At 71.3% G+C, this 22,475-nt stretch carries 16 protein-coding genes; 7 read left to right on the top strand and 9 right to left on the bottom strand.

Annotated elements, in window-relative coordinates; translation table 11 throughout:
• The first annotated feature begins 55 nt into the window (after positions 1 to 55).
• Both FHR33_RS13155 and FHR33_RS13150 read left to right on the top strand, forming a co-directional pair.
• Positions 56 to 2,161: a M6 family metalloprotease domain-containing protein gene (locus tag FHR33_RS13155; protein WP_183646606.1), complete on the top strand. Its 2,106-nt coding sequence runs from the start codon at positions 56 to 58 to the stop codon at positions 2,159 to 2,161.
• Between the two features lie 237 nt (positions 2,162 to 2,398).
• Positions 2,399 to 4,822: a tetratricopeptide repeat protein gene (locus FHR33_RS13150; protein ID WP_183646603.1), complete on the top strand. Its 2,424-nt coding sequence runs from the start codon at positions 2,399 to 2,401 to the stop codon at positions 4,820 to 4,822.
• Here FHR33_RS13150 and FHR33_RS13145 read toward each other — a convergent pair.
• Complete coding sequence (locus tag FHR33_RS13145; protein ID WP_183646600.1) at positions 4,803 to 5,618, bottom strand: hypothetical protein; 816 nt, start codon at positions 5,616 to 5,618, stop codon at positions 4,803 to 4,805. The genes FHR33_RS13150 and FHR33_RS13145 overlap by 20 nt on opposite strands.
• A 122-nt stretch (positions 5,619 to 5,740) precedes the next feature.
• Here FHR33_RS13145 and FHR33_RS13140 point away from each other — a divergent pair, with 122 nt between their 5' ends.
• Positions 5,741 to 6,505 carry a tyrosine-protein phosphatase gene (locus tag FHR33_RS13140; RefSeq protein ID WP_183646597.1) on the top strand — a complete coding sequence of 255 codons (765 nt, stop codon included), beginning with the start codon at positions 5,741 to 5,743 and terminating at the stop codon, positions 6,503 to 6,505.
• 25 nt (positions 6,506 to 6,530) lie between these two features.
• Here FHR33_RS13140 and FHR33_RS13135 read toward each other — a convergent pair whose 3' ends face one another.
• Both FHR33_RS13135 and cmtR read right to left on the bottom strand, forming a co-directional pair.
• A complete protein-coding gene (locus tag FHR33_RS13135; RefSeq protein ID WP_183646594.1) occupies positions 6,531 to 7,571 on the bottom strand; it encodes a Gfo/Idh/MocA family oxidoreductase in 1,041 nt (346 codons plus the stop codon).
• 103 nt (positions 7,572 to 7,674) lie between these two features.
• Positions 7,675 to 7,989, bottom strand: a complete 315-nt coding sequence (gene cmtR, locus FHR33_RS13130; protein ID WP_425567849.1) for a Cd(II)/Pb(II)-sensing metalloregulatory transcriptional regulator CmtR — start codon at positions 7,987 to 7,989, stop codon at positions 7,675 to 7,677.
• A gap of 75 nt (positions 7,990 to 8,064) precedes the next feature.
• On the opposite strand from cmtR, the gene FHR33_RS13125 reads away from it, so the two are divergent.
• Entirely contained in the window at positions 8,065 to 8,970 is a 906-nt protein-coding gene (locus tag FHR33_RS13125) for a cation diffusion facilitator family transporter (protein ID WP_183646591.1), read from the top strand.
• Positions 8,971 to 8,987: 17 nt separating this feature from the next.
• On the opposite strand, the gene FHR33_RS13120 is transcribed toward FHR33_RS13125, so the two are convergent.
• Positions 8,988 to 9,893, bottom strand: a complete 906-nt coding sequence (locus tag FHR33_RS13120; RefSeq protein ID WP_183646588.1) for a proteasome assembly chaperone family protein — start codon at positions 9,891 to 9,893, stop codon at positions 8,988 to 8,990.
• 94 nt (positions 9,894 to 9,987) lie between these two features.
• Between FHR33_RS13120 and FHR33_RS13115 the strand changes: the two genes are divergently transcribed.
• Positions 9,988 to 10,170 (top strand): hypothetical protein, encoded by a 183-nt coding sequence (locus FHR33_RS13115; RefSeq protein WP_183646585.1) that lies wholly within the window; start codon positions 9,988 to 9,990, stop codon positions 10,168 to 10,170.
• Here the strand turns inward: FHR33_RS13115 and FHR33_RS13110 are convergent, their stop codons facing one another.
• The 5 genes from FHR33_RS13110 to FHR33_RS13090 form a co-directional block, all read right to left on the bottom strand.
• Positions 10,171 to 11,187 carry a terpene synthase family protein gene (locus FHR33_RS13110; protein WP_183646583.1) on the bottom strand — a complete coding sequence of 339 codons (1,017 nt, stop codon included), beginning with the start codon at positions 11,185 to 11,187 and terminating at the stop codon, positions 10,171 to 10,173.
• Positions 11,188 to 11,340: 153 nt separating this feature from the next.
• Positions 11,341 to 13,422, bottom strand: a complete 2,082-nt coding sequence (locus tag FHR33_RS13105) for an ATP-binding protein (protein WP_246451810.1) — start codon at positions 13,420 to 13,422, stop codon at positions 11,341 to 11,343.
• Between the two features lie 280 nt (positions 13,423 to 13,702).
• On the bottom strand, positions 13,703 to 14,551 hold the full coding sequence (locus FHR33_RS13100; RefSeq protein WP_183646580.1) for an ABC transporter permease: 849 nt from the start codon (positions 14,549 to 14,551) through the stop codon (positions 13,703 to 13,705).
• Complete coding sequence (locus FHR33_RS13095) at positions 14,548 to 17,163, bottom strand: CocE/NonD family hydrolase (RefSeq protein ID WP_183646576.1); 2,616 nt, start codon at positions 17,161 to 17,163, stop codon at positions 14,548 to 14,550. The genes FHR33_RS13100 and FHR33_RS13095 overlap by 4 nt, the downstream gene beginning before the upstream one ends.
• 61 nt (positions 17,164 to 17,224) lie before the next feature.
• Positions 17,225 to 19,804, bottom strand: a complete 2,580-nt coding sequence (locus tag FHR33_RS13090) for a helix-turn-helix transcriptional regulator (RefSeq protein WP_183646573.1) — start codon at positions 19,802 to 19,804, stop codon at positions 17,225 to 17,227.
• A 179-nt stretch (positions 19,805 to 19,983) separates the two neighbouring features.
• Between FHR33_RS13090 and FHR33_RS13085 the strand changes: the two genes are divergently transcribed.
• The gene (locus tag FHR33_RS13085; RefSeq protein ID WP_183646570.1) at positions 19,984 to 20,871 is read left to right on the top strand and encodes an ABC transporter ATP-binding protein; all 888 of its coding nucleotides are present in this window, start codon (positions 19,984 to 19,986) and stop codon (positions 20,869 to 20,871) included.
• Positions 20,868 to 22,442: an ABC transporter permease gene (locus FHR33_RS13080; RefSeq protein ID WP_183646567.1), complete on the top strand. Its 1,575-nt coding sequence runs from the start codon at positions 20,868 to 20,870 to the stop codon at positions 22,440 to 22,442. Before FHR33_RS13085 ends, FHR33_RS13080 begins: the two co-directional genes overlap by 4 nt.
• The last annotated feature ends 33 nt before the right edge of the window (positions 22,443 to 22,475 follow it).

The raw sequence follows: 22,475 nt of genomic DNA, 5'->3' as shown, positions 1-22,475 counted from the left end.
CTTCCCTACAACTGATCGGTGATCTCCGTCAAGTGCGTCTATAGCGTCCTAGAGCGTGAATCTCCCGAAGAAGCTGCTGAAAGGCCTGCTGGCGGCACTCGTGCTGGTCCCCGTAGGCCTTGCGGCCACCCCCGCCTCCGCCGATCCCCCCGGCGACCCCGAGATCCCCTGGCGCCAGGACCACTGGCCGCAGACACAGCCGTGGCAGCGTGACGAGCCCGAGCCCGAGCCGTCGCTGCGCGGCCGCCCCTCGCCCCCCGTCGCGCCGATCGACCCGCAGAACTGGAAGAACCCCGACCACATGACGTGGGCGGACTACAAGAAGATCCCCGGCACCAACTGGGCCGACCCGAGCGTCAAGGGCTCCACCCGCACCTTCAAGGGCGCGCTGGTGCTGCTCGACTACCCCAACCAGTCGTTCGTGGTCACCCAGCCCAAGGGCTCGACGATCTACAGCAACCCCAGCGCCGAGGCGCACGACATCCCGCGTGACCAGGTCGCCACCTTCTACAAGGACTTCCTCAACACCCCTGGCACCCTCAACCGCGGTCACACCATCCACGAGTACTGGATGGAGGACTCGGGCGGCCGCTACGGCGTGGAGCTGACCGGCTTCGGCCCCTACACGCTGTCGGGCAAGGACCACGAGTACGCCATGGAGTTCCAGGGCGGCACCGGCTGCCCCGCGGGCGACTCCTGCAACAAGAACCTGCGCACCGAGGGCAAGGCGCTGTGGGTGGGCGCCATCGGCGAGGAGGAGGCCAAGAAGTTCGACTTCATCTTCTACCTCAGCGCCGGCCAGGACGAGTCCGCGACCTGGCAGGAGTTCGGGATGATGAAGTTCCCGACCAAGGAGGCCGTTCCCGACGAGTGGGGCCCCGAGGACCCCGCGCTGCCCAACTGGGTCAAGACCCGCTACGTCGACTGGACCTCCTGGCAGGCCGGCTCGAACTTCTGGCCCAACGCCGAGATCGGCGTCAACTCCGTGCAGGCCGAGAGCTCGGGCATGGGCGTCTACGCGCACGAGCTGAGCCACATCCTGGGCGTGCTCGACAACTACAACAACCCCTACGCCAACCCGGTCCGCAGGGCCTACACCGGCGTGTGGGAGATGCTGAGCAGGGGCAGCTTCAACGGTCCGGGGGGTCCGCACAGCCGCTGGCTCATCCCGCCCACCTCGGGCGGCTCGATGGGCGCCCAGCACATGCTGCGCAACAAGATCAAGCTCAACATGGTCGACGAGCAGAACGTGCTGCGCCTGTCGCGCGACGCGCTCGACGAGTCCGGCCTGGTCACCGCCAGGGTCACCGCCCGCGCCGTCCAGCCGGGACCGAACGGGCTGATGGGCCTCAACATCCAGTTCGACTCCGGTGACAACTCGCCCGGCTGTGTGTGGCAGACCGACCCGCTGTGCGACGGCGGCGGCTACGAGAACTACACCGTCGAGGTCGTCGACAGGATGGGCACCGACTCCTTCACCCCCGACTCCGGCGTGCTCCTGGCCAAGACCAAGAACCAGGACAGGGCGCCGTTCGAGTGGGTGGTCGACGCCAACCCGCAGGACATCGGCATGACCGACTACGTCCTGCCCGACGGCACCAAGGTCCCGATCACCATCGGCGACTACCGCCAGCTGTCCGACGCCCTCTTCCACGCGGGCACCGACTCGGGCAGCGAGTACGAGTACGTCGACGAGGGCAACCGCCTGCACTTCTACGTCACCGACGTGCACCGCGACCGCCAGGGCGTGCTGTCCTACACCGTCGCGGTCCGCTCCCTCGACGGCGCGGGCCCGCACAGGCGCGGGGTGAAGCTGCTGCCCGCGGCCGGCATCCCCACCGGCAAGGGCCTGTCCACCTGCAAGTTCCCGCTGTTCAACACCGGCAGGACGGCCGCCGCGACGGCCGCGCACCCCGAGGACGTCTCGGCCTACCTCGGCGGCGACGTCTACCGCCTCAGCGCCTCCGTGGAGGGCAGCGGCTGGAGCGCCCAGCTGCCCAACGCCCTCGCCTCGGTCGGCAACGGCAAGCACGAGTCCGTCACGGTCAACGCCCTGCGCGCCGACGGCGGCAGCCGTCTGGCCAAGGTCAAGCTGACCGCGACCTCGGAGTCCGACCCCGCCAAGTCCGTGACAGCCACCTGTCACGTGGCGGGCCTGTAACCGGCGGATGGGGTACGGCAGGGGCCGTACCCCATCCCCCTGGCTGGGTGACGCGAGAAATCGACGGCGTCAGGGGGTGACGGTGGACGCGGGATGTCGATGGGGTGGACAGTGCGCCAAGACTGGCGCGGGCCGTACCTGATCGGCTTGAATCACCCCCGAAGGGGGTGCGTGGTGACGGGGCCGCTGCGACTGACGGAGGACGATCCGAGACCCCGGCGCAGGAGGCGGGCGTGGGTGGCGCCGGTCGCCGCGGGGGCCGCGGCGGGAGCGGCGAGCGTCCTGGCGGCCTCGCTGGAGTGGGAGATCCCGCCCGTCGCCAAGATCGGCGTGACGGGGCTGGCGGCCGTCCTGGTCGGGGTGACGACCTGGGCCACCACCGCGACCAGCAGGAACGAGCCGAAGCCGCGCCCCGAGGACCCGTTGTGGCGCCCGCCCGACCAGTGGCCGCCCTCACCCGAGCACTTCACGGGGCGTACCGAGGCGCTGGCCGAGCTGCGCAAGGTCTTTGGCGCCAGGCGTCAGGCGAACGAGCTGGCGCCGCCGCTGGTGGTGTCGGTGTACGGCAGGGGCGGCGTCGGCAAGTCGGCGCTCATGGCCAGGTTCGGGCAGGAGATCGCCGACTGGTTCCCCGACGGCCGGCTCTACGCCAGCCTGCGCGGCATCAGGCCCGACGAGGTGCTGATCGGCTTCCTGCGCGCCCTGGGCGTGCGGCTGACCACCGACCCCGGCGGCCTGGAGGAGCTGCGCAGGCTCTGGCTGACCTGGACCAAGGGGCGCAGGATCCTCATCGGCCTCGACAACGTCGACGACGCCGAGCAGGTCAAGGCGCTCATCCCCGCCGAGCCCGGCTGCGCGGTGGTGGTCACCTCCCGCCAGCCGCTGTTCCTGATGAACGCCTACGACACCCAGCTCAGCGTCTTCAGCGAGGCACAGGGCGTCGAGCTGCTGGCCAGGCTCGCCGGCGGCGCGCGCGTGGTTGAGGACCTGGCCTCGGCCAAGGAGATCGTCAAGATCTGCGACTACCTGCCGCTGGCCATCAACATCTGCGGCGGACGGCTGGCCACCAGGTCGAGCTGGTCGATGCGCGAGCTGGCCGGCCGCCTGGCCGACGAGCGCCGCCGCCTGGACCAGCTGGAGCTGGCGCGCACCGTCGACAAGAGCGTGCGCGCCTCGGTCCAGCTCAGCTACGACGACTGCACCGGCATCCAGCGCCGCCTGCTGCGCCTGCTGTCCTCGCTCACCTCGCCCGACGTCCCCGGCTGGGTGGCGGGCGAGCTGCTCGACATCTCCGTCCTCGACGGCGCCGACCAGCTGGAGGCGCTGGTCGACGTGCAGCTCGCCGAGACCTCAGGAGCCGACCAGACCGGCGCCATGCGCTACCGCCTGCACGACCTGGTGCGGCTGTTCGCCGCGGAGCTGGAGGAGGACAGGCGCGACGCCGCCATCGAGCGCGTCCTGTACGGCTACCGCCGCCGCGCCGAGGCCGCCGCGCAGGCCCGGTGGCCCCAAGACTGGGGCAGGACGGGCCGCGTCGGGGACCTCGAAGGCCAGGCGCAGGCCAGCGACTGGCTCAACGCCGAGCGGCTCAGCCTCATCGCGATGATCAACCTGGCCAGGTCGATGGGCCTGTGGGAGCTGGTCTTCGGCCTCGGCCGCGCGTTCTGCTCCCTCTGCCACTCGCTGCGCGCCTATTGGAGCGACTGGGGCGAGGTCGCCGAGATCACGGTCGAGGCCGCCCGCCGTATGGGGGACAGGCGCGCGCTGGGCATCGCCCTGCTCGACAGGACCGCCGTGAGCGCCGGCGACGGCGCCGTCGAGGCGCTGGAGATCTTCACCGAGCTTGGCGAGTCGTGGTGGGCGGCCAGGGCCATGCGCACGATCGGCATGCGGCTGTTCAACGACGGCAACCTCGACAGGGCCCAGGGCTACCTCATCGGCGCGATCACCGCGTTCAAGGGCGAGGAGGACTTCTGGTGGATGGCGCGTACCCAGCGCAACCTCGCCGAGCTCCGCCTGGCCGAGCGGCGGCCTGAGGAGGCGCGCGAACTGCTGGAGGACGCGCTGGAGGTCTTCAAGCGCGACGGCAACCGCTACTCCGAGGCCCAGACGCTGCGCGCCTACGGCGAGGTGCTGGCCGCTCAGGCGCGGGGCCTGCGCAGGGAGGGAGACCTCAGGGCGGCGGCCGACCTGTTCACCAAGGCGGGCTTCAGCCTCGACAGAGCCGGCGAGATGTTCAGGAGCAGGGGAGAGCTCTGGGAGGAGGCCCGCTGCCTGCGCGCGGCGGGAGAGGTGGGCGATCCTACCAACGGGCTGCGCGAGCTCGACCAGGTGAAGCGGGCCGAGGAGATCCTCGCCGCGCTCGGCGACTCATGGGGGCAGGCGCGCACGCACCTGTCGGCGGGCAGGGCGCTGGCCAGGCTCGGCAGGAAGGCCGAGGCCGAGACGGAGCTGCTGCGCAGCGTGGCCGCCTTCGAGGAGCTCGGGGACCAGTGGTGGATGGCGCGCAGCCTGCGCTACCTGGGCGAGACGCACCTCGACGCGCGTGACAGGGACGCGGCGGTGCCGCCGCTGGAGCGGGCCCGCGAGATCTACCGCAGCCTCGGCAACGAGGCGGGCATGCGCAGGACGCTCGAACTGCTCAGGAGAGCGGAGTCCTGAGCAGGTGGCCCGCCGCCCTGCGGGCCTCCTGGATCGACTCCTCGAACAGCACGCGCACGTGGCGCGCCTGGTCGGCCAGCTGCTGGATGTGCGGCAGCGCCAGGTCGTCGCGGACGTTCTCGGCCAGCAGGCGCTGGTAGTCGGGGGTGCGGGCGGCCAGCATCTCCAGACGCCTGTGCGCCTGGTAGACGTCGTCGGCCCTCAGCACCTGCAGCGCGTACTCCTCCAGGCTGCGCACACGCTGCGACAGCGACGTCCAGGCCTGGTCAAGCGCGCCCGTGTAGGGCGCGAAGGCGGCTCTGAGGTTCCTCGGCAGGTCGCTCGGGACGATCCTGCGGTGCTCCTCGTGCATCCGCGACAGCTTGGCCAGCCTCCTGGCGATCTGCCACACCTCCTCCGGCAGCGAGACCCTGTTGTCGATGGAGTCGATGAGGCCCGCCCTGTGCACCTCCGAGCCCATGATGGTGTCGGCGGCGTCCTGCGCCCTGCGCAGCAGCACCTGGCAGGGATAGTCGAGGTCCTCAGGAAGGACGTAGCGGTCGGCGTGGTCGTAGGCGAGTTTGAGCCGGCGTCGTGCGGTGCGGTTGGTCTCGTCCGTGGCCATCCAGCGCAACAGCGAGATCAGTGACATGGCGGCCATGGCGACGATCATTCCCGCGGTGCCGGTCACCATCCAGACCAGCAGCAGGAAGCCGGGCAGCACGAACAGCAGGCCGGTGTGGCGCGCGGGCTCGTGCTGCTGGCCCGCTCTGGCCATGCGCATCAGGTGTGCGCCCGCTCTCAGCTGAGCCGACACCTCCGGAGGCAAGGAAGGATCGAGCACCAGACGCGGGGGAAAAGCACGCGGATCCATCTCTTCATGCTGCGTTACGAAACGCGAATCCGCACAGACTTATCCCGACATATAGGCTCGATCTCGTGCGATGGATTGATCTTGAGGGTGCTGTCAACGTTCGTGACCTGGGCGGACTGCCCACAACCGACGGAGGAACCACGCGGCACGGCCGCATCCTCCGATCCGACAACCTGCAGGGCCTGACCCCTTCCGACGTCGACCTCCTGGTCGGCTCGCACAAGGTCAGGCACGTCGTGGACCTGCGCTCGGGGCCAGAGGTCTCGCTGGAGGGCCCGGGGCCGCTCACCTCGGTGCCCGAGGTGACCGTCCACCACCACACGCTGTTCGCCGAAGGCGGCAGGCACACCGACGTCGACGCCGACAGGGCGCTGCCGTGGCAGGAGCGCGACACCGACGACGACCTGCGCGTCACCGGCTTCTACTACGGCTACCTGCGCGAGCGGCCCGACTCGGTGGTCTCGGCGCTGCGCGTGATGGCGCTCGACGACGGCGCGGCGATCGTGCACTGCGCCGCGGGCAAGGACCGTACGGGTGTCCTGTGCGCGCTGGCGCTGTCGGTGGCGGGCGCGACCAGGGAGGCGATCGTCGAGGACTACGTGGCGACGGGGGAGCGCCTCGAGCGCGTCCTCGCCAGGCTCCGCGCCAGCGCCACCTACCGCGACGACCTCGACTCCAGGCCCGCCGACGACCACCGGCCCAGGGCGCGCTACATCGAGCAGTTCCTCGGGGTGCTGGACGACCGCTTCGGCGGGCCGCTCCCGTGGCTGGAGGCCAACGGCTGGACCGAGGCCGACAACGCGGCCCTGCGCTCCCGCCTGCGCGACTGAGGGCGCCCGTACGGCAGTGCGGCGGCTAGCGCACGCGGACGATCGCGTGCTCGCCGGCCGAGCGGCGAGCCGCCTCGATGACCATGAGCGCGTCCACGACGTCACGAGGGTCAACGGGGGGCGGCGAGCCGTTGGTCAGGCAGGCGGCCACGCCCTGGTAGAAGTCGAGATAGCTGCCAGGCTCGGTGCGCACGTGCTCGGCGGCGGCGTCGGTGCCGAGCCTGCCCCAGCGCTCCTCGGGCTCGGCGCCGAAGCCCGGCTCGTCGGGCGTGGCGCCGGCCCGCAGCCGGTCCTCCTGGGGGTCCAGGCTGTACTTCACGTAGGCGCCGGCCGAGCCGAGCACCCTGAAGCGCGGGCCGAGCTGCGCCGCCAGCGCGCTGACCCACAGGTGCGAGCGGGCGCCGCTGTCGTGGGTCAGCGCCAGGAAGGAGTCGTCGTCCGCGCCGACGCCCTCCCGGCGCACGTCGCTCTCGGCGTAGACCTCGCGCACCGGGCCGAGCAGCTGGAGCGCCTGGTCGACGAGGTGGCTGCCGAGGTCGTAGAGCAGGCCGCCGATCTCGTCGGCGCCGCCGCTCTCGCGCCAGCCGCCCTTGGGCCTGGGACGCCAGCGCTCGAAGCGCGACTCCAGGCGGTAGATCTCGCCCAGCTCGCCTTCGGCTATCAGCCGGCGCAGGGTCAGGAAGTCGCCGTCCCATCGGCGGTTCTGGAAGACCGTCAGCATGAGGCGTTTGCGCGCGGCCAGCTCGACCAGGTCGCGGGCCTCCTGCGCGGTCCCCGCGAGGGGCTTGTCGACCACGACGGCGCGCCCCGCCTCGAGCGCCGCGGTGGCCAGCGGGACGTGGGTCCTGTTGGGGGAGGCGATGACGGCCAGGTCGCACCGGGGCCACAGATCGTCGGCGTCCTTGACGGCGGTGGCGCCGTACCTGCCGGTGACCTCGGCCGCGCGGTCGGGGTCGCGGGTGACGACGGCGGCCAGGCGCAGGCCGGGCGTCGCGTGGATGAGCGGGGCGTGGAAGACCGCGCCCGCTGTGCCGTACCCGACCAGGCCCACCCGGATCTCGCTCATCATCCCACGATATCCCGCGCTTGATCTTGTGAGGGAAGGGGCGCGCCAGGTCGGCAGGGGCGGCGGCGAGCCTGAGCCCGGCGCCGGTCTTTCGCGCCCCGGGTCACACGTGGTCGGGGTCCACGGCGAGAGCCACGTGGATGAGGTCCTCGATGGCGTGGGCCAGGCGGCCGTCGGAGATCTCGTAGCGCGTCTGCCGTCCCTCGGGGACCGCGACGACCAGCCCGCAGCCGCGCAGGCAGGCCAGGTGGTTGGAGACGTTCTGCCTGGTCAGGCCCAGCTCGTCGGCGAGCCTCGCCGGATAGGAGGGGCCCTGCAGCAGGGCGATGAGCAGGCGGCAGCGGTTGGGGTCGGCCAGGGCTCTGCCGATCCTGGCCATCGCGTCGAGCCGGGTCTCCACAGTGAACACGATTATCAGGATACACGGTTTGCTGTATATACAGCCCGTACTGTATATACATGGCTGACTGTATAGACAGGGGAGGCCGCAACCATGGGACACGGGCACGGGCACGCGACGGCGAGCGCGCACCACCGCAAGAGGCTGATGATCGTCCTGCCGCTCACCCTGAGCGTCCTGGTCGTCCAGGTCGTGGGCGCGATCATGTCAGGAAGCCTCGCCCTGCTCGCCGACGCGGGTCACATGGCCACCGACGGCGCGGGCATCGCCCTCGCCCTGTTCGCGATCTGGATCGCGGGCAAGCCCGCCAGCGCGCGCAGGACGTTCGGCTACCAGCGGGCCGAGATCCTCGCCGCCGCCGTCAACGCGGTGCTGCTGCTCGGGCTGAGCGGCTACATCCTCGTCGAGGCCGTACGGCGCTTCGCCGACCCCGAGCCGGTCGGCGGCACGATCATGATGGTCACCGCCGCGGTCGGCCTGGTGGCCAACGGGCTCGGGCTGTGGCTGCTGCGCGACGGCAAGGACGAGAGCCTCAACCTCAAGGGCGCCTACCTGGAGGTGCTGGGCGACCTGCTCGGCTCGGTGGCGGTGCTCACCGGCGCGATCGTCATCCAGCTCACCGGATGGGTCGCCGCCGACGCGCTCATCTCGATCGTCATCGCGCTGCTGATCCTGCCGCGCACCTGGAAGCTGCTCAGGGAGGCCGTCGACATCCTGCTCGAGGCCACGCCCAGGGGCGTCGACCTGGCCGAGGTGCGCAAGCACCTGCTGGAGGCGCCTGGCGTCACCGACGTCCACGACCTGCACGCCTGGACCATCACCTCGGGGGTGCCGGTGATGTCGGCCCACGTGGTGGTGGAGGAGGAGGCCCTGACCAGGTGCGGCCCGCTGCTCGACCGGCTGCACGAGTGCCTGGCGGGGCACTTCGACGTGGAGCACTCCACGCTGCAGCTCGAACCGGCGGGCCACGTCGACCACGAGGGGGCCAGGCACCACTAGCCCGCTCCCGGCGGCGCTCAGCCCTCCCGGTCGTCCCGCTCGGCGAGGAAGGCCTCGAACTGCGCGGCCAGCTCGTCGCCCGTCGGCATCGGGGTGCTCTCTGCCATCAGGTTCTCGCGGTCCTCGCCACCGGCGAAGGCGTCGTACTGCTGCTCCAGCCCCTTGATCGCCGACGACAGCTCGGCGGAGGACTCGATCTGCTCCTCGATCTCCGAGGTGGTGCGCCTGGCCGCCTCGTGCAGGCTCTCCATCGGGAACACCAGCCCGGTGCCCCTGGTCACCGCCTCCAGCGCCGCCACGGCGGCCTGCGGGTACTCCGCCTGCGACAGGTAGTGGGGCACATGGACGGCGTAGCCGAGCGCGTCACGCCCCAGCTCGCTCATCCGGTACTCCAGCAGCGCCGCCACGCTGCCCGGCACCTGAACCCTGCCGAACGCGCTCACCTGGGAGTTGATCAGCTCGGGCCTGCTGGCGTGCGAGGTGACGCCCAGCGGCCTGGTGTGCGGCACGGCCATGGGGATGCCGTGCACGGTGACCATCTTGCTCACCCCCAGCCGCTCGGCCAGCGAGGTGACGGCCGCGGTGAACAGCTCCCACTCCCTGTCGGGCTCGGGCCCGCTCAGCACCAGGAACGGCGTGCCCGTGAGATCACGCGCCTGGCGCAGGGCCAGCTCGGGAGCCTCGTAGCCGACCCATCTGTCGGTGTCGAAGGTCATGGTCGGCCGCCGCGAACGGTAGTCGAGCAGGCGGTCGACGTCGAAGGTCGCCACGACGCTGTGCTCCAGCTCGGCAAGCAGGTGGCCCAGCGCGAGCCGCCCGGCGCCGCCCGCGTCGACGAAGCCGTCGAAGTGGTACACCAGCACCGGGTCGATGAGCTCGGGGGTCTCCTCGGCCAGCCGGTAGAGATCCGTCGGGTCGAACACAGTTGATCAGCCTTTCCCTCGGTACTCTCTCCTGAACCTACGGCGAGCCGGAACGATTCCGTGCACGGCACCATATCGATGGAGAATGCCGAACATGAACCAGGACCCCGAGCCGGAGGGGGGTTCGCCACCAGGAGGCTCGGCCCGGCAGGGACGGGCGGCACAGCCAGAAGGCGCGGTGTTCGACGAGGAGCGCGAGGCGGGGGCGCCCGCACGCGGGGGTGCCCAGCGCGGTGGACACCGCCCGCATGTCGGCGACGACGATCTGCTCGGCTGATCAGCTGATCAACTCGTGATGGAACCCCTTGACCTGGCCCCTGAGCAGCGGGTCGGAGAAGCGCTGGGACTCACGCGCCCAGTCGAGGTAGCCGCGCATCCAGTGCTCGAGTCCGGCCACGCAGCGCATGGTGCCACGCCTGACGTTGTAGTCGGTGCCCAGTTCGTCGAAGGTGGCGCTGATCGCCGCCTTGGCGGCGAGGAAGCCCGCGACGCGCATGGAGATCTTCGAGTTGACGAGCTCGATCGCCTCCTGGAGCGAGCAGCCTAGAGCGTTCCAGAACACGATCACGAGGTTGTGGAACTCGCCCTGCGCCAGCTCCCTGTGCAGCCCGATCAGGTCGTTGGTGCAGACCACCACATGGCCCGCCTCGTGGACCATCGTCTGGTACGGGACGCTGGCCCGGATGTCGGCCGGCACGTCGAACTGCTCGACTAACTCGATGAGGTCGAAGGAGGGCGGGACGTAGGCGATGTTCAGCTTGTGCTCGACATAGCTGTCAGGGTCGGGAATCTGCCCACGGGTCCTGTTGTCCACCTCCCACTGGGCCGTCTCGAAGCAGTCCTGCAGGTGGGCGGCGAACCGCTCCCACCAGCCCGTGGAGGCGTGCATCCGCATGCGGTCGCGGATGTCGGCGAGCCCGTGCAGGATCGGCCCCGCCGTGTCGTCCAGCGGTTCGCCGCGCAGCACGGCCGCGAACTTGTCGGCCATCCGGCGGGCCAGGTCGGGGTCGGAGCCCACTTCGGCCAGCTCGAACTGGTCGTCGTAGACGTGGAACCAGCTGTTGAGGTCGGCGGCCAGCGCCAGCGTGGGCACCGATGCCTCGGGGTAGAGCCTCGCGACCAGCCTGGAGTAGGACTCGCCGGCGAAGCGGGAGGTGGCTCGCTCTCCTTCGATGAGACGCAGTCGTCGGGCCCATGACGTGGTGTGCTCGGCGATGACGGGCTCGAAGGGATTGAGCTTGGACGGAAACGGAATGTGTGGGTCAGGAAGAGAGAAATCCGGCATCTCTGGCATGGGTGCGCAGCCTCCCACGAGGACGGATGTGGCATTCCGCGGAATTGATCGCGAAAACTGCCATTGTTTAGGCATGCCCGGACATAAAGGCGCCAAATCCGTCAGCGAGATAAGAGGCCAAACGGAGGGGTATTTCGGACATAGAGGAAATGATCACACAGGAGCCGGTCCCGCGTCGAGGTCGTCCAGCGCGAGGTTCGTCGCCTCGTCGAGGTCCAGCTTGGTGCCCGCGTCGAAGGCTCGACGGTAGGCCTCCTCACCGAGAGTTTTCTGGCACTCCTTGACTGCCCTTTCGTGCTCACTTGTCAAGAAGGGAGCGCCCAACATCGGCAGCCCCGCCGCCCGCCAGTTCTGGTGCAGCGCACCCAGCACCCTGGCCGCCCTGTCGGGCTGGTTGAGGCCCACCATGATGCGCGCCATCGTCTCGAGCACCATCATGCTGCCCACGGTGTCGTGGAAGTGGCGCTTGATCCGCAGGCCCTCCTGGGCGCTCTCCAGCGCCCTGTCCAGCCTGTTGCTGGCCAGCAGTGGCATCGACAGCGCCCAGTAGGCGTAGGAGCTGACCCACAGCTCGCCGCGCTCCTTGCACACCTGCAGGACGTCGACGAGCAACGACTCGGCCTCGTACAGCTCGCCCTGGGTGGTGAGCACGATCGACAGCTCGACGATGGCGGGCAGCAGGCCGGGGTTGAGCTCCTTGTTGCCGGTGTTGAACTCGATCGCCATGCCCAGCAGCGCGCTGGCCTTCTGCAGGTCGCCCTGGAGCAGCGCGGCCGTGCCCTGCATCTTGGAGGCGAGGATGACCGCGCGTGAATCGCCGACCAGCACCGCCTCGCTGCTGCGCTTCTCGGCCGCCTCCAGCGCGCCCACGCTGTCGCCCTGGGCGCTGCGCACGTAGGACAGCACCCACAGCGCCTTGCAGCGCTCCTTGCTGGGCTCGGGGTTGGCGCGCAGCGCGCGCTCGAGGTAGACGCGGCCCTCGCGGACGAAGCCGCAGCAGATCCACATGAACCACAGCGACGACAGCAGCTCGAGGGCCATCCGGCTCTCGCCCGGCGTGCGCAGCGCGTGCTCGAGAGCGAGCCTGACGTTGTCGTGCTCCTGGCGCATGCGCACGAACCAGTAGATCTGGCGCGGCCCCGACCAGGCGTCCTCACTGCGGCGCGCCAGGCTCAGGTAGTAGGCCAGGTGCTTGTGGCGCAGGCGCTGCGACTCGCCCAGCTTCTCCAGCCACTCCTCGCCGTACTCGGCCAGCGTGTCGATCAGCTTGTAACGCACGCCCGCGTGGTCGCTCCTGATGAGCAGGATCGACTTCTCCACCAGGCCGGTGACCAGGTCGGTGATGTCCTCGGCGGGCAGCCGGTCGTCGGAGCAGACGAACCTGGCCGCGTCGAGCTCGAAGTCGCCTGCGAAGACCGACAGGCGCGCCCACAGCAGCCGCTCGGCGGGCTCGCACAGCTCGTGGCTCCACCCGATGGCCGCGCGCAGCGTCTGGTGGCGCGGCAGCGCCGTACGGCTCGCGCCGGCGAGCAGGCTGAAGCGGTCGGTCAGCAGACCCAGGATCTGCTCGACCGACAGGGCGCGCAGCCGCACCGCCGCCAGCTCGATCGCCAGCGGGATGCCGTCGAGCCTGCGGCACAGCTCGGCCACCGAGCCGATGTTGTGCTCGTCGAGCACGAAGTCGGGCACGACCGCACCCGACCTGGCCGCGAACAGCTGCACCGACTCGTTGGTGAACATGTTCTCGTGCGGGTCCTCGCCGGGCACGGCCAGCGGAGGCACCGGCACCACGTGCTCGTACGGCAGGTGCAGCGACTGGCGGCTGGTGGCCAGCACCTTCAGGTTGGGGTTGGCCTGCAGCAGCTCGTCGATCAGCTCGGCGCAGCCCTCGATGAGGTGCTCGCAGGTGTCGAGGATGAGCAGCATGTTGCGGTTGGCGACCCACTCCGACAGCGACTCGGACTCACCGCGGGCCGACTGGTCGGCCACGCCGAGGGCCGAGGCGATGGTGTTCTTGACCATGCCCGCGTCCTGCAGCCTGGCCAGGTCGGCGAACCAGACGCCGTCCTCGAACTGCCCGCGCACCTGGTGCGCCAGGCGCAGAACCGTTCGCGACTTGCCGACGCCACCGATGCCCGTCACGGTCACCAGATTGGTGTTCTCGTCGGACAAGTGGCGTTTGAGGTTGGCGAGCAGCCTCGTCCGGCCGACGAAGCTCGTGAGCTCCGCCGGCAAATTGCCTTCTCGACGCCAACCTGTCGGGGTGGCCATGGGCAGCCTCACGGGGGGTAGCCGGACACCTTCTCACGCGCGCTCCACTGTACCTCGACAAGCCTTGACTGTCCCTTGTGCCGCACATGTGTGAGGGTGGTGTTTCTCCCTCCGGATAGCATTGTCGCCGTGAGTGAATTTCTACCTGAGCAGACCGCCGACGACACCGACCTCGGCTGGGGAGAGCGCCAGGAGGACGATTCCGACGCTTTCTACCTGGAGAACAAGCCCCCGCACTGGTGAGTCAGCTGACCACGTCCTTGCTCCTGAACCGGCGGAAGGCCAGCGCGAACAGCAATACCGCGTAGGTCACCGACACCGCCGCGCCCTTGGTCATCCCGCCCCAGTCGAGCACCGGCGCCAGCGCGTCCAGCCACGCGGTGTTCCAGAACGTCGGCAGGAACTCCCTGAGCGTCCCGAGCGCCTCCACGGCCTGCAGGATGCTGCTGACGATCACCAGTCCGACCGCCCCTCCCACCGCGCCGAGCGGCGAGTCGGTGACGGTCGACAGCAGGAAGGCCACCGAGGCCACGACGAGCTGGCTGACCAGCGCGTAGCCGATGACGATGCCGAAACGCGGCAGCACGTCGAAGGCCGGGATCGTCTCGCCCGTCCCCGGCACCTGGATGTCGTTCCAGCCGAACACCAGCGTCCCCGCCAGCAGCGCCATCAGCGGCAGGCAGATCACCGCCGCCGCCGAGTAGCCGAGCGCGACGATCAGCTTCTGCCGTAGCAGCCTGTCGCGCGGCACCGGCGCGGCCAGCAGGTAGCGCAGCGACGACCAGTTGGCCTCGCTCGCCACGGTGTCGCCGCAGAACAGCGCCACCGCCACCACCAGCAGGAAGCTGGCCGACACCGACAGCGCGAACGCGGCGAAGTTGAGGCCGCTCTGCGTGGCCAGGTCCGACAGTCGCAGGGCGTTCTGCTGGTTCGGGTTCTGCGGGCCGAACTGGAAGGCGATCACCAGGATCCACGGCAGCGCGAGCAGCAGGCCGAACATGACCAGCGTGCGCCGCCGCTTGAACTGCCTGACGATCTCCACGCGGAGCGGCAGCGTCCTGCGCGCGTCGTACCCCGCGGCCGCGGTGCTCATGACTTGTCTCCGATCAGGTCCAGGAACACGTCCTCGAGGCGCGGGCCGTGGCCGTTGTGGCGGGCGGTGGCCAGCAGGTCGGAGACCGGGCCCGTGCTCAGCAGGCGGCCGCGGGTCATGACCACCACGTGGCTGCAGGTCTGCTCGACCTCGGCCAGCATGTGGCTGGAGACGATCACCGTGCGGCCGTCGCGCGCGTAGCGCTTGAGCACCTCGCGCATCTCCCTGATCTGGGGCGGGTCGAGCCCGTTGGTGGGCTCGTCGAGGACGAGCAGGTCGGGCAGGCCGAGCATGGCCTGGGCGATGGCCAGGCGCTGGCGCATGCCCTGGGAGTAGGTGCGCACCGCCCGCTCCAGCGCGGCGCCGAGCCCGGCGATCTCCAGCGCCTCCTCCATGTGCGCGTCGGCCGCGGGGCGCCCGGTGGCCTGCCAGTACAGCGTGAGGTTGTCGCGCCCCGACAGGTGCGGCAGGAAGCCAGGCCCCTCGACGAACGAGCCGAGCCTGGAAAGGACGGGCGCCCCTGGGGTCACCTTGTCGCCGAAGATACGGATCTCGCCGCTGTCGGGGTGGATGAGGCCCATCATCATCCGCATCGTGGTGGTCTTGCCCGCGCCGTTCGGCCCGAGCAGCCCCAGCACCTGGCCCTTCTCCACGCGGAAGGAGAGGTCGTCCACGGCCTTGTCGCCGTTGCGGTAGGCCTTGGTCAGCCCGCTGATCTCCAGCGGCACCTCGGCGTCCACGCGCGGGTCCCCGCCGAGGGCGGTCACGGACGCGTCCGCTCCGAGGGCGGTCACGGACGCGTCTCCGCCGAGGGCCGTCACGGACGCGTCCGCGCCGACGGCGCCGGGGACGTGGGCCGTGCCCCTGCCCGCGGGACGCCGGCGGCCGGTCGCCAGCAGGAGCGCGGCGACCGCGACGGCGGCGAGCGGCAGCGCCCACGTCCACCACACGGGCCCGGTCGGGGCTGCCTCGAGGGCGGCCACCGTCGGCACCGCCAGCACGGGCGAGGCCAGGCCCACCACGTAGCTCGCGGGCTCGGCAGGCGTGGCGTACCCCATGTCGGTCGTCGTCAGCGCCAGCCGCACCTTGTGGCCCGCCGCGAAGCGGTGGTCGATCGCGGGCAGCGTGATCGTCGCCTCCGCGCTGCCCTTGCCCTCGGGGATCGTGATCCGCACCGGCGCGACCAGCCCTGCGGGCAGCGTCGGCGGGGTGGCGGCGTCGGCCACGTCGTAGAGCTTGGCGAACAGTGTCACCTCGCCCTCTCCCCGCACCCTGACCGTGACGGTGGGCGCCCCCGTGAGCTGCAGCGGGGCCGCCAGCGGCGCCGACTCGAAGAGCGCGCTCTGGCCCTGCATGTCCAGGGAGAGGCTGAGGTTGCCCTGGGCGCCGCCGAGCAGCCCGCCCATCCCCGGCACCGCCGAGATCGAGGCGGGGCTGCCGCCCGGCGGGTTGACGACGTTCTGGTCTGGGCCCGCCAGCTGGATCTGCGCGGTCGAGGTGCCGTTCAGGCCGGGATAGCGGTCGGCGCCGGGGTGCAGGCGGATGCGCTGCCTGGTGCCGGGGTCGCGGCCGCCGTCCCTGGTGATGACGAAGCGGTCGGCGGTCTCGGTGACGGCGTTCTCACGCAGGTGGCGGTCGAACCAGCCGAGGGTGAGCTCGTCGAGCCAGTCGACCTCGCCGTTGCCGCCGTCGTGCCCGCCGTCGAACCACACCACCTCGACGGGAGTGCCGGCCGAGGAGATGGCCTTGGCGTTGGCGTCGGCCTGGGCGAGGGTGAACAGCGAGTCGCGCTGTCCCTGGACGAGCAGGGTGGGCGCCTTGATCCGCGCCGCCACGGCGGCGGGGCTCGACTCGCGCAGCAGCGCGATCGCCTCGGGCGTCGCCTTGCCCGTGGCGGCGGCCTGCTGGTACATCTCGCACACGGCGGGCAGGAACCTGCCGCACCTGGCCTCCTGCGCCGACAGCGGCCGCGGCGCCGCGGTGAGCGCGCCGAGCCCCTGGGTCTCCACGCTGGGGCCGCCCCTGCTGAAGAACAGGCCGGCCCACATCTTCTTGAACACGCCGTTGGGGAACAGCGCCTGCGACAGGTCGTTCCAGGTGATCATCGGGACGATCGCGTCGACCCTGGGGTCGTGGGCGGCGGTCATGAGCGCGATCGCGCCGCCGTAGGAGCCGCCCGCGATGCCGACGCGGGGGTCGCCCTGCGCGTCGAGCCGGACCTCTGGCCGCTTGGCCAGCCAGTCGATCAGCTGCTTGACGTCCTTGACCTCGTAGTCGGGCGAGTTGAGCGCGATCTGCCCCGTCGAGCGGCCGAAGCCGCGCGCCGACCAGGTCAGCACCGCGTAACCCTGCCCGGCCAGCCGTACGGCCTGGGCCCTCACGCTCTGCTTGCTGCCGCCGAACCCGTGGGCCAGCAGCACGGCCGGTGCCCTGCCGCCGCCCTCGGGCGCGAAATATGTCGTGTCGAGCTCGACCCGCTGGTCGTTCTCAGGACCGTCGATGACGGCGATCCGCTGCTCCTGGCCCCTGACCTCGGGGGTGGAAGGCCACACCAGCCAGACCACCGCCGCGAGTACGGCCAGCGCCGCGACCAGCGCGGCTGCTCTCTTCATGGGCCGAGCGTACTGAGCAGTCCTGAGAAGCAGCTGAGACGGCCTCGCCTGAGCAGCGGGGTCAGGCGAACAGGCTCAGGCGGGCCAGCTCGGTCCTGTTGGAGACGCCGAGCTTGGGAAAGGCCCGGTAGAGGTGATGGCCGACCGTCTTGGGGCTGAGGAACAGCTGCGCGCCGATCTCCTTGTTCGTGGCGCCCGTCGCGGCCAGCCTGACGATCTGGAGCTCCTGCGGCGTGAGAGCGGCCAGCAGGTCGTCGGCAGGGGGCGCTGCGGCCTCGCCCGCGGCTCGCAGCTCGGCGCGGGCGTGCGCGGCCCACGCCGCCGCCCCCGCCTGCTCGAAGGTCTCGAGCGCGGCCCGCAACTGGGTCCTGGCCTGGTTCTTCCGTCTGGACCTGCGCAGCCACTCCCCGTACAGGAGCCTGCTCCTGGCCTGCTGGAAGGGCAGTTCCGAGCAGGCCACCGCCTGCTCGAAATGCTCCTCGGGCTCGTCGGCCAGCAGGGCGAGGCAGCGATGCCGTACTGCCCGCGCCCACGGCCGGCCCGACGCCCGCGCCCAGCTCTCGAATCGCGCCACGGGCGCGAGGTGCGGACGGCCCGACCTGACGGCGGCCTCGACCTGGTCGGGCACGAAGTACACCCCGTGCGGACGGTGCGCGAGAAGATCCAGCCGATCGAGCGCCGCCTCGAAGCGCCCCCTGCCGAGGTCGAGCATCGCCTGCGCCCGCCCCGCCCAGTCTCCTTCCCCGCCTGAGCCGTCCCTGCCCGAGCCGTCCCTGCCCGACTCGCCGCTGTCCCCGTCCCTGTCGGTGTCGCCGGTGCCAGGGCCGGCCTGCGCGAGGTCCTCGCCCCTGAGCGCGGCGGCGAAGGCGAGCAGGCCACGGGCGTGGGAGGCGTGCCGCACCTGCCCGGTGTCGTGCGCGATGCGCAACGCCTCCGTCGCGGTCGTGTCCCTGGTCCGCCCGAGCAGCAACTCGGTCTCGGCCAGCACGGTCAGGACCCCGGGCAGCCAGCCGATCGCGCCGCGGGAGCGCAGGTCGGCGGCCAGCCTCAGCAGGCTGTCCCGAGCCGAGACGAGATCCCCCGCGAGCAGGTCGAGGGCCGTGGCGCTGATCTGCAGTCCGTCCGCGCCCCCGCGGGGCGGCGCCAGGCCCGCGTGCCGCCTGATCAGGTCGAGGCCGATGCCGGGGTCGCCGGACAGCAGCTCGACCACGCCGGTGACCATGGCCGCCGGCCCGGCGTCGAGCCGCTCCCTGACGGCGAGCAGCCCGGCGCTGTCGCCGACCGACCAGGCGACCCTGGCCGCCTCGATCAGGAGCTCGGGCCCTGCGTCGAGGAGCAGCCGCCAGGCCGCCTCGGGGGAGCCGTGCTCGAACTCGACGCGGGCGCGCAGCCGCGCCAGCTCGGCCGAGGCGCCGCCGAGCCGGCGGGCCTGGTCGATCAGCGCCGCGGTCCTGTCGCTCTGTCCCGAGTCGGCCGTGAGAGTGGCGGCCGCGGTGAGCCTGCGGACCCTGTCACGTGTGGCGGGGGTGAGCCTGGCGGCCTGTTCGAGGGCGGCCGCGGCCTCGGCGTACCCCGACACCTGGCCGGCCTGCGCGGCCGTCCGTTCCAGGGCGGCCGCGATCTCCTCGTCGGGTCCTGTGGCCGCCGCGGCCAGGTGCCACGCCCTGCGGTGCCCGCCGGTGTCTCGCGCCAGGGCGCGGTGGACGGCGACGCGTTCGGCGAAGGAGGCGCCCTGGTAGGCGGCGGCGCGTACGAGAGGGTGCCTGAAGACGCCGTCCTCGACCAGCCCGGCCTGTTCGGCGGGGGCCAGCGCGGCGAGGGAGAGCCCGGTGGCCCGCAGCGCCGCGGCCAGATCCTCCGCCGCCATGGCGAGCAGGAGGGTGCGGGTGTCGGGAGGGAGCGCGGTGATCCGCTCCTGGTAGGCCTCCTGGAGCCGGTGCGGCAGCGGCAGTGGCCCAGCGGGCAGGGAGTCCTGATCCATTCGAGGCAGCTCGATCAGCGCCAGGGGGTTGCCGCCCGACTCCTCCACGATCCGGTCGCGCACGTGGTCTCGAAGGCCGGGAGCGTGCTCGAGCAGCACGCTGAGAGCGGCCTGGCGGTCCAGGTCCGCCAGAGGGAGCTGGGGCAGCCCCGCCGCGGCGAGGACGTCGCGCTCCATCGCCCTGGTCGCGAAGATCAGCACGACGCCCTCCGCGTCGAGCCGCCTGGCGGCGAACAGCAGCGCCTCCAGCGAGGCCCTGTCGACCCAGTGCGCGTCGTCCACCAGGCACAGCAGCGGCGCGTGCTCGGCCAGCAGGGTCAGGGTGGCCAGGCCGATGAGGAAGCGGTCCCTGCTCTCGGACCTGGCCAGCCCGAGCGCGCCGCGCAGCGCCTGCGCCTGCGGCTCGGGCAGCGCGTCGAGCCCGCCGAGCAGGGGGCGCAGGAGCTGGTGGAGGGTGGCGAAGGGCAGCTCGCACTCGGTCTCGACGCCGTCGGCTCGCAGCACCCGCAGGCCTTGGCGCTCCCCGGCGGCGTGGTCGAGCAGGGCGGACTTCCCTGTGCCAGGCTCGGCGCGGATCACGAGGGCGGCGCTGCGGCCCTCTCTCGCGCCCTCGATCAACCGGCCGACGCGCTCGCACTCCTTGTCCCGCCCGTGAAGCATGCGTCGCAACCTATCCGGCGAACGCCCGATACGCCGATCCAGGGTCGGGCCGGGCAGCCCTTCCAGGTGCGCACTCCATGGCCGAGCCCGGCTCCCCGGCATTGGGCACATGCCCGATACCCCCGGCCCCGCCTGCTCTCTAGCGTTCTGAGCCGCAAGCACATCCCTCGAGGAGCGATATGAACACCGCCATCTCCGTCCAGGCGCTCCACAAGAGCTTCGGCAGGGCGCACGCGCTCGACGGACTGGACCTGACCGTGCGGACCGGCGAGGTGCACGGCTTCCTCGGCCCGAACGGCGCGGGGAAGTCCACGACCATCCGCATCCTGCTGGGCCTGATGCGAGCCACCTCGGGACGGGTCACGCTGCTCGGCGGCGACCCGTGGAGGCAGGCCACCGAGCTGCACAGGCGGCTGGCCTACGTGCCGGGAGACGTGAACCTGTGGCCTGCGCTGACCGGCGGCGAGGTGATCGACCTGCTCGGCAGGTTGCGCGGAGGGCTCGACGCGTCCCGCCGCGAGGAGTTGCTGGAGCGCTTCGAGCTGGACCCGCGCAAGAAGGCCAAGACCTACTCCAAGGGCAACAGGCAGAAGGTCGCCCTGGTGGCCGCGTTCGCCTCCGACGCCGAACTGCTCATCCTCGACGAGCCGACCTCTGGGCTCGACCCGCTGATGGAGTCGGTCTTCCAGCAGTGCGTGGTGGAGGAGAAGCAGCGAGGCAGGACCGTGCTGCTGTCCAGCCACATCCTGTCGGAGGTCGAGTCCCTGTGCGACAGGGTGAGCATCATCCGCGCGGGCCGCACCGTGGAGTCAGGGACGCTGGCCGAGCTGCGCCACCTCACCATGACGCGGATCACCGCCGAGCTCGCGGGGCCCGTTCCTGAGCTGCCGTGGGCGGGCGGCCTGGTCACCGAAGGACGCCGCGTCACCTTCCAGGTCGCCGACCACGACCTGGACAAGGCTGTGCGCCGCCTGTCCGAGACCGGGATCGTCGCCCTGACCAGCCAGCCGCCCTCCCTCGAGGACCTGTTCATGCGTCACTACGAATCCGAGAAGAGCGCCCGATGACGACAGGGACCTGGAGGCTGACCACCCTGGTCATCCGCCGTGAGCGGCTGATCGCCCCCTTCTGGATGGCGCTGCTGGCCGTACTCGCCGCCGGGCAGGCAGGCCGCTACGCGCAGAGCTTCCCCACCGCGCGCTCGATCGCCGACTTCGCCCGCGAGATGGCGGCCAACAGGGCGCTGACCGCCTTCGCGGGCGAGGTCCACTCGCCCACGGTCGCGGGCATGGCGGTCTGGAAGAACGCCGACGCCATCTACACCGTCCTGGCCCTGATCGCGATCCTCACCATCGTCCGCCACACCCGCGGAGAGGAGGAGTCCGGACGCGCCGAGCTGGTCGGCGCGGGCGTCATCGGCCGCTTCGCGCCGTTGACCGCCGCCCTGGTCTTCACCGCGGGCGCGATGGTGGCGACCGGGCTGATCTGCGCGCTCGCCATGATCTCCACGGGCTTCGACGTCACGGGGTCGCTGAGCTTCGGCGCCGCGATCACCGCGGCAGGGCTGGTCTTCACCGGCGTCGGCGCGCTGGCCGCGCAGCTCACCGAGGGCGCCCGCGCGGCGATCGGCCTGGCCGCCCTCGTCCTCGGCGTCAGCTACCTGGTGCGCTTCACCGCCGACGGCAGCGGCCTGACCTGGCTCAAGTGGCTGTCACCCCAGGGCTGGAGCCACCTGGTCAGGCCCTACGGCGACGACAACTGGGCGGCGCTGCTGCCCGCCCTGGCGCTCGCCGCGCTGACCGCCGCCCTCGCCTACCTGCTGGCCGGTCGCCGTGACCTCGGGCACGGCCTCATTCCCCAGCGCCCAGGCCCGGCGGGATCGGCGCGGCTGCGCAGCCCCCTGTCCCTGGCCTGGCGCCTGCACAGGGGACTGCTGGCCGGCTGGAGCGTCGGCTACGCCGTGGCCGGGCTGGTCCTGGGCGCTCTGGCGCGCTCCATCCCGGAGGTGTCCAGACAGGGCGCCTCGGTCCAGGAGTTCCTGCGCCGCTACACCGCCTCGCCCGAGGCGTCGATGACCGACGCCTACCTGTGGCTGATCGCTCTCAGCCTCGGTTACGTCGCCGCCCTCTACCCCCTGCTGGCCCTGCTGCGGCTGCGCAAGGAGGAACTCGAGGGCCGCGCCGAGCTGCTGCTCGCCACGCCGGTCAGCCGGCTGCGCTGGGCGGGCGGCCACCTGTTCCTCGCCCTCGCGGGCAGCGCCCTCATCCTGGCGGTCGCGGGCCTGACGCTGGGGCTGGCCGCAGGTGACCCGCTCGGCGTGCTGGGCGGGACGCTTGTGCAGATCCCCGCGGTCTGGGTGCTCGCGGGGGTCGGCGTGCTGGCCTTCGGCCTGCTGCCCAGGGCGGCGGCAGGGATCAGCTGGGCGGCCTTCCTGTTCGTCAACCTCTTCGGCGAGGTGCTCGGGCCGATCATGGGCATCGACTACTGGATCGCCAAGTACGTCGTGCCCTTCCCCAACCTGCCGATGGTCCTGTCCGGCGAGGAGTTCGGCGCGGGTCCCCTCCTGGTCATGACCGTGATCACGATCGCCTGCTCGGGCGCGGGGCTCACCGCGCTGAAGCGCAGGGCGCTCGCCTGAGATCAGGAGACGGCGGGACAGGCGGGGCGACCC

Source organism: Nonomuraea dietziae (assembly GCF_014195505.1).
Classification (GTDB): Bacteria; Actinomycetota; Actinomycetes; order Streptosporangiales; family Streptosporangiaceae; genus Nonomuraea; species Nonomuraea roseola.
Note: the sequence above shows the minus strand (reverse complement) of the source record. Positions and strands in the feature narration are given on the sequence as shown.